Source organism: Polaromonas jejuensis NBRC 106434, from assembly GCF_001598235.1.
In the GTDB taxonomy this organism is placed as follows: Bacteria; Pseudomonadota; Gammaproteobacteria; order Burkholderiales; family Burkholderiaceae_C; genus Polaromonas; species Polaromonas jejuensis.
The window spans coordinates 1-7,111 of record NZ_BCYO01000055.1; the positions used below are offsets into that span (position 1 = coordinate 1).

9 protein-coding genes are annotated in these 7,111 nt (G+C 57.8%); all 9 read left to right on the forward strand.

Annotation, left to right across the window (positions count from 1 at the left end; translation table 11 throughout):
- The coding region (locus PJE01S_RS23805; RefSeq protein WP_157090464.1) for an IS3 family transposase at positions 1 to 638 on the forward strand (638 nt) is incomplete at its 5' end.
- 411 nt (positions 639 to 1,049) lie between these two features.
- The gene (locus PJE01S_RS23810; protein ID WP_245660965.1) at positions 1,050 to 1,937 is read left to right on the forward strand and encodes a transporter substrate-binding domain-containing protein; all 888 of its coding nucleotides are present in this window, start codon (positions 1,050 to 1,052) and stop codon (positions 1,935 to 1,937) included.
- A 48-nt stretch (positions 1,938 to 1,985) separates the two neighbouring features.
- A complete protein-coding gene (locus PJE01S_RS23815) occupies positions 1,986 to 2,615 on the forward strand; it encodes an amino acid ABC transporter permease (RefSeq protein WP_068836202.1) in 630 nt (209 codons plus the stop codon).
- On the forward strand, positions 2,573 to 3,115 hold the full coding sequence (locus PJE01S_RS23820; RefSeq protein WP_084389740.1) for an amino acid ABC transporter ATP-binding protein: 543 nt from the start codon (positions 2,573 to 2,575) through the stop codon (positions 3,113 to 3,115). Before PJE01S_RS23815 ends, PJE01S_RS23820 begins: the two co-directional genes overlap by 43 nt.
- Positions 3,116 to 3,162: 47 nt before the next feature.
- Positions 3,163 to 4,395, forward strand: coding sequence for a M20 family metallo-hydrolase (locus PJE01S_RS23825; RefSeq protein WP_068836204.1), 1,233 nt, complete (start codon positions 3,163 to 3,165; stop codon positions 4,393 to 4,395).
- 46 nt (positions 4,396 to 4,441) lie between these two features.
- Positions 4,442 to 5,134, forward strand: coding sequence for a DUF1989 domain-containing protein (locus PJE01S_RS23830; RefSeq protein ID WP_068836205.1), 693 nt, complete (start codon positions 4,442 to 4,444; stop codon positions 5,132 to 5,134).
- A gap of 77 nt (positions 5,135 to 5,211) precedes the next feature.
- Positions 5,212 to 5,856 (forward strand): cupin domain-containing protein, encoded by a 645-nt coding sequence (locus PJE01S_RS23835; protein ID WP_084389741.1) that lies wholly within the window; start codon positions 5,212 to 5,214, stop codon positions 5,854 to 5,856.
- A 7-nt stretch (positions 5,857 to 5,863) separates the two neighbouring features.
- Positions 5,864 to 6,805 carry an agmatinase gene (gene speB / locus PJE01S_RS23840; protein ID WP_068836207.1) on the forward strand — a complete coding sequence of 314 codons (942 nt, stop codon included), beginning with the start codon at positions 5,864 to 5,866 and terminating at the stop codon, positions 6,803 to 6,805.
- 76 nt (positions 6,806 to 6,881) lie between these two features.
- The coding region (locus PJE01S_RS24890) for an HU family DNA-binding protein (RefSeq protein ID WP_174548579.1) at positions 6,882 to 7,111 on the forward strand (230 nt) is incomplete at its 3' end.

A 7,111-nucleotide genomic window follows, 5' to 3' on the forward strand; every position in this document is an offset into this window, starting at 1 on the left:
CAGAGAAAGTCGTACAACGCCTCATGAAGCAGGAATGCCTGGTCGTTGCCGCTAACAGAAAGCGTCGGTACGGCTCCTACCTTGGCGAAATCAGCCCGGCGCCAGAGAACCTCATCAACCGGGACTTCCAGGCTGCAACTCCGAATGAGAAATGGCTGACCGACATCACGGAGTTCCAGATACCTGCTGGCAAGGTATATCTCTCGCCCATGATCGACTGCTTCGATGGTCTGGTGGTCAGCTGGACCATCGGTACGCGTCCAGATGCCGACCTGGTGAACACCATGTTGGATGCTGCCATCGAGAGAGTAGCCAACAGCAATGATCGGCCCGTCGTTCACTCTGATCGCGGTGGGCACTATCGCTGGCCTGGCTGGCTCTCCAGGATGCACAACGCCAAGCTGATCCGCTCGATGTCGCGCAAGGGATGCTCGCCCGACAATGCGGCTTGCGAGGGATTCTTTGGGCGGCTGAAAACGGAACTGTTCTACCCTCGCAACTGGCAGGGTTCAACTATTGAGCAATTCATCGAGGTAGTTGACTCCTACATCCGCTGGTATAACGAAAAGCGCATCAAGATATCCCTTGGCTCACTCAGTCCCATCGAATACCGGGCGAGTCTCGGACTTACGGCATAAACCAGTCCAAGATTTACGCCGCACCCCCCCGTGCCGATTTAGCGCTGATCAGTTGCACCGGAAATTGCCGACCTTCTTGCTTCGGGCTTCTTGCAAATCCATTGCAGTGAACAGCATTGCCGAGTCACCTGAAAAGGCTGAAAACGGCCTGTCGTGAGTGAGCTGCCATGGCTCGGACTCGCATCTTGCCAATACTCGCGAAATTGACCGCAGTGCCCGCAATCGCACCAACTCCGTGCGCATCTCCCATTGATGTGTCCTTGGTGCGTCTTTCGCACCCCGAATGGGTGCCCATGGGCTTTCTGACGCATGCGTTACCCCATAAGGCGGGGGCTTAACCTCAAAAAATCCTGGCACGTCAATTGCTATCACCCCCACAGATTCAAGTCACTTGAATCAATGGAATGAAGCTTGACTACCCAATTTTTCAAAGGGCTACACATGAAAAAAGCGTTCAAACACATCGTATCGATGAGTGCACTGCTGGGATGCAGTCTTGGTCTTTTGGCCACGTCGGCCAGCGCAGTTGACTTGCTCACGAGCGTGAAGCAAAAGAAAGAAATGAATATCGGCACAGAGGCGCAATTTGCCCCTTTTGAATTCATCAAAGACGGCAAGATCGTGGGCTATAGCGCGGATCTGCTGGCGCTGATCATGGCCGACTTGCCGGGTGTCCAGGCCAATCGCGAGGACGTTCCTTTTCAGGCCATATTGCCAGGCTTGTCGGCCAAGAAATTTGACTTCGTGGTGACATCGGTCACGGTCACCAAAGACCGTGACGCCAAATTCGCGTTCACGTTGCCCATCGCAGAGGCCACCGTAGCCCTCTTGCGCCGCACCCAGGATGGCAACTTCACATCACCAGACCAGCTCAGCGGCAAAGTGGTAGGGTCGCAGGCCGGTTCCGCGCAGTTGAAAGTGGCGCGTGAATTCGACAAAAAGCTGCGTGCAGAGGGCAAGGCAGGTCTGAAGGATATCCGCGAGTATGTCTCTTTTGACGAAGCCTATGCCGACCTGGCCGCTGGTCGCCTTGATGCGGTCGCTCAATCCCTCTCCAACTTGGGACCATTGGTTAAAAGCCGGCCAGACACTTTCGCGGTAGTCCAGCCAGCCATTGGCCCCAAGACCTTCTACGCTTGGGTGGGCCGCAAAGACAGCGATAGCGCTCCTTTGGTGAAGTTCTTCAGCGATGGCATTGCCCGTGCCAACACCAGCGGAAAGATGTCAGAGCTCCAGAAGAAGTGGTTCGGCTTCACTATGCCTCTGCCCGTTGATCGCCTGCCTGCGCCAGAGATGTAAATCTGCGCGAGCTCTGCCCCCTCATTGATGCCCCCAGGAGTTGCTCCGATGCCCTTAGCCGAACGATTGGCTGACTATGCGCCAGCGATCACATCAGGCCTGCTAACAACGGCCGGGCTATCAGCCGTTGCCATTGCGATCGGCTTTGTTGCGGCCGTTGGCTTGTACATCGCGCGATCCCGCTGGCCCCGTGCAGGGGCAACTCTGGTTCAGGTTTATGTGAGTTTTTTTCGTGGCACGCCACTGCTGGTGCAGTTGCTGATGCTGTTTTATTTGCCAGCAGCCTTTGGCTTGGACCTCAATCCCTGGCTCGCCGCGATGACTATCTTGGGCTTGAATTCGGCTGCCTTCCAAAGCGAAATTCTGCGATCCGGATTTGCCTCAATTCCAGCAGCGCAAATCGAAGCCGCGCGTGTATTTGGGCTGAGCCAGAGGCAAATTCTCTGGCATATCCAGATGCCGCAGGTTCTTCGCCTAACCCTGCCCTCACTCACCTCGGAGTCCATCGACATCATCAAGGGTTCCGCCGTGATCTCGGTGCTTGCAATTGCTGACTTGCTGCGCGTTGGCAAACAACTGGTCAACGCCGACGCGAAAGTGAACATGCGATCACCGAAGTGCGTGCATCGGTGGCCATGGTGTTTCAGCAATTCAACCTTTGGCCTCACATGCGGGTGATCGACAACATCACGGCGCCCCTGACCTTGGCAAAAGGCTTGTCCGTCGAAGTCGCACGCAACCGCGCGATGAAAGCACTTGAACGAGTTGGATTGGCAGCCAAAGCCCAATCGTATCCCGCCCAGCTCAGCGGCGGGCAGCAGCAGCGTGTCGGCATTGCGCGTGCACTCGTTGTTGAGCCGCAAGTCATGCTGCTGGACGAGCCCACATCAGCGCTAGACCCAGAACTGGTCGATGAAGTTCTGGAGGTCATCCAATCCTTGGCCCGAGACGGCATGACCATGGTCATGGTGACCCACGAGATGGGCTTTGCGGCCAAAGTCTCCAGCCGCGTGGTCTTCATGGAAGCCGGCCGGATCATTGAAAGTGGTGTGCCGCAGCAGATGTTCTCCAACCCAACGACTGAGCGCCTGCGCTCCTTTTTGCGAACCTGGTTCGCCCGCAATCGGAACGACACGATAAACGTCGCGGCCCTGCCAGAAATGGCTGTGACGCTGTGACTAACTTGCTACGCCCCAACGTCTTGCCTCTAAGTGCCGTGCAAGCCATGGCCCATGTCCAAGGTGAGCGGCTCATCCAGATGCAGCGCAGGCTGGCGGACTTTGGTGGCCGCAGCGACGGCGGCGTAAGTCGTGAGGCCCTCTCCACCACCGAGTTGGCTGCACGCCAATGGTTATGTGGCCTATGCACTGGAGCACTCTACCAGTGGTATATCGACGATGCGGCTAACCTCATTGTGCGCCGCCATGGAACCGACCCAGATCTTGCGCCGGTCATGACCGGCAGCCATATCGACACCCAACCTATCGGCGGCTGGCTTGATGGTGCATACGGCGTGATCGCAGGGCTGGAAGTGCTGCACGCGCTCGACGATGCCGGCATCCAAACACGGCGCGCTATCGAAGTCGCAATTTGGACCAACGAAGAGGGTTCGCGCTTCAGCCCCGGGGCCATGGGCTCCAGTGCGTTCAGCGACCCCACACGTTTGCAGTCTTTTTTGGCAGTTCAAGATGCCCAGGGCCAGCGCTTTGAAAGCGCGCGCAATGCGGCATTGCAAGCCACGCCGACTGCGCAAAGAATCAAGCTTGGTCACCCTGTCCATGCCTACATCGAAGCCCATATCGAACAAGGCCCAGTAATGGAATGTGGCGGCTACAGCCTAGGGATCGTCACCGTCATCCAAGGGGTGCGCTGGTATGAAGTTACGGTCCACGGCAACAGCGCACATGCAGGAACCACCCCTTTAGCCACACGGGAAGACGCCTTGCTCACCGCCGCCACCATGGTCAGCCATTTGGGCGCTGCTGCCGCCGCGCGTCACGATGATGCCTTGCGTTGGACCGTGGGCCGATTTGAGGTGGCGCCTGGCTCCATCAACACCATTGCCGATCGCGTGACTTTCAGTGTCGATGTGCGTCATCCCCAAGAATCCGAGCTTAGCGCCATGCACGCCTTGCTGCACCGCGTGCTGGAGCAAAACCAAGGCGCGTGCACCTATGAAGTGCGTGCACTCATGCAGCGCGCACCCACCGCGTTCGATGCCCAAGTTCTGGCCATTCTGGAGTCGGCCGTGCTTGCTACGCAGGCCCCCCACTGCCACTTGGGCTCGGGAGCCTTTCATGACGCGATGTACCTCGCCGATTGCTGCCCCACGGCCATGCTTTTTGTGCCCAGCAAGAAAGGCATCAGTCACAACGCGGCGGAGGACACCCTCATATCTGACCTTGTCGAGGGCGCGCGTGCACTGGCCGCTGCGCTGGTTGCCCTGGCCGACGCCTAAAAACCACTCACCTCTGCAATCCCTGCATTCACCAAAGGAGCTCACCATGATGACCACGTCCACCCCTACCTCCATCGTTGACAACAGCGAACCCGCGGGCATTAATGCCACGCTGCATGAACCCATTTCTGCCGATGGCACGCCCGATCTGGGAAAGGTCTATGAAGTCCCCGCACGCCAAGGCCGCGCTGTACGCGTAGCCAAAGGACAAACCATCCGGATCATCAACACCCATGGCACGCAGGTGTGCGACATGTGGGCCTTCAAAGCCGACAGCATGAATGAATTCCTGTCGATGGAGCACCTGCGCGCCTGGATCGACCGTGTGAATCCTCGGCCAGGCGACGCCATGGTGACGAACCACCGCCGCCCCATCCTGACGTTTAAGACCGACACCTCGGTCGGTATCCATGACACCTTGATCGCCCCTTGCGACATCCACCGCTATCGCACCTTGGGCGTAGAGGGTTACCACGACAGTTGCGCTGACAATTTACGCTTGGCCATCAAGGCCATCGGTCTGCGCACACGTGAGGTACCCGGTTCACTAAATCTGTGGATGAACATTCCGTTCAACAAAGAAGGGGCCATCGAGTGGCTGCCTACTGTGAGCGAAGCCGGCGATTACGTGGAGTTCGTTGCAGAAATGGACTGTATTGTCGTGATGTCCTCCTGCCCCCAGGACATCATTGCGATCAATAGCAACCAACCCATGCCGGTCCATTTCTCTGTGCACTAATCACGGACAATACCGAGATATTGGCGCCGGATAGTGCCTGCCAGGCAGCATCCGGCTCCCTTGCTTTCGGAGCATCCATGCCCTCCAACAAACACCCACCAGCGGCAGGCAGTACGCGCCGCGATAAATCTGTTCCCCGTCCCTCACTGGATCCCGCCACTATCCTGGGGGGCAGAATCAGGCATGCCAGAACCCGGCACGGCTTCACGCTCAAACAGCTGGTCCAACTTGCGGGTTGCTCAGAGAGCATGTTGTCAAAAATCGAGTGTGGCCTGGCATCTCCGTCCTTGGCCACACTACATCGGATTGCGCAGGCACTGCAAACCAACGTAGCGGAACTGACCACATTGTCAGAGGCGATCGTCAGCCCCGTCACGCGGGCTGCGGAGCGACCCGTCGTGCAATTCAGCACCGGGAAGGCGGGGAACAACAGCCACAGCATCCGACTTGAACGCCTGGTGCCGCCGGTGCGCGGCCAGCTACTGCAAGGCGATATTCACGTGCTGGATCCAGGCGCCACCTCGGCTGACAGCATTCAGCACCAGGGCGAAGAGATGGGCTATGTGCTGCAAGGTTCGCTAAGCCTGACGATAGGGGATGTCACCTACCAACTCTGCGCGGGCGACTCTTTTTACTTCGCCAGCGAGCAGGCCCACAGTTACAGCAATATGGGCGAAGCAGTCACCAAAGTTCTGTGGATCAATACACCACCCACGTTTTAAGCGCTCCATGATAGCCACTGACACCTCCGCACAAAACCTGCCGCGCTTTTGCGGCATTCCCACCTTCATGCGCACCCCTTTGGCCAGCCACCCGAGCGAGATAGACATCGGCATTGCAGGCGTGCCTTACGACGGAGGCGTCAGCGCTCGCACCGGTGCTCGTTACGGTCCGCGAGAAATCCGCAACATGTCTTCGCTGACGCGCGCCATCCACCATGTCACGGGCTTCAATCCGTTTGCCGCCTGTCGCGTCGGCGATGTGGGAGATGTTCCATTCACCAACTTGTATGACATCGAGCAGGCCCACGAGGATATCCGCCGCTTTCTCAGGCCATTTTTTGCCAGTGGCAAGAAAATGCTGATCGCTGGCGGTGACCACTCCATCACCTACCCGGTGTTTCAAGCCATGCAACCGGTTCATCCTTTGGGCATGGTTCACATCGACGCGCATACCGACACCTGGGACACCTTTGCCGGCTCTAAGTTCACGCACGGCTCGCCCTTCAGACGTGCCGTGGAAGCCGGGCTTCTCGACCCCAGGCGCACCATCCAGATTGGCATTCGCGGCGCGCAAAATTCGGACTCCGGATGGCGGTATTCGTTGGAATCGGGCATGCGCGTGGTGTTTATCGAAGAGTTCGATCGCATGGGTGTCGAAGCTGTCATCGCAGAAGCCAGGCGCGTGGTAGGCGACGGGCCGACCTACCTCTCCATGGATGTCGATGGGCTCGACCCCGTTTTTGCACCCGGTACAGGAACGCCAGAAATTGGCGGCCTGACGACCCGGGAAACCCTGCAACTGATTCGTGGACTGAGCGGACTCAACCTGCAGGGTGCTGACGTGGTGGAAGTCGCTCCACCCTACGACCCCAGCGGCAATACTGCACTGCTGGGCGCCACCCTTATGTACGAAGCCTTATGCCTGCTGGCAGAAAGCTACCAACATTAAGGCCTGGGTCGATTGAAGGCCGCAATATGCGCGCAGTAAAGTGAGAGGCTCATCAATCCCTTTTTTAATGTCAAAAATGAACCGCATCGAACTCATCGAAAAACTTATTTCCAAGAACGACCTGACAAAGGCAGCTGCAGGACGAATCCTGGACACCCTCATTGAAACCATTCAAGTTGCGGTCAAAAAGGGAGACTCGGTGACCTTGGTGGGCTTTGTGCGCATTCCACTGATGGCGGACAGTGATTCCACGTTCATCGCGGACAGTATTCCGGGCGATGGCGGACACCCTGCGCTGGTGTCCTG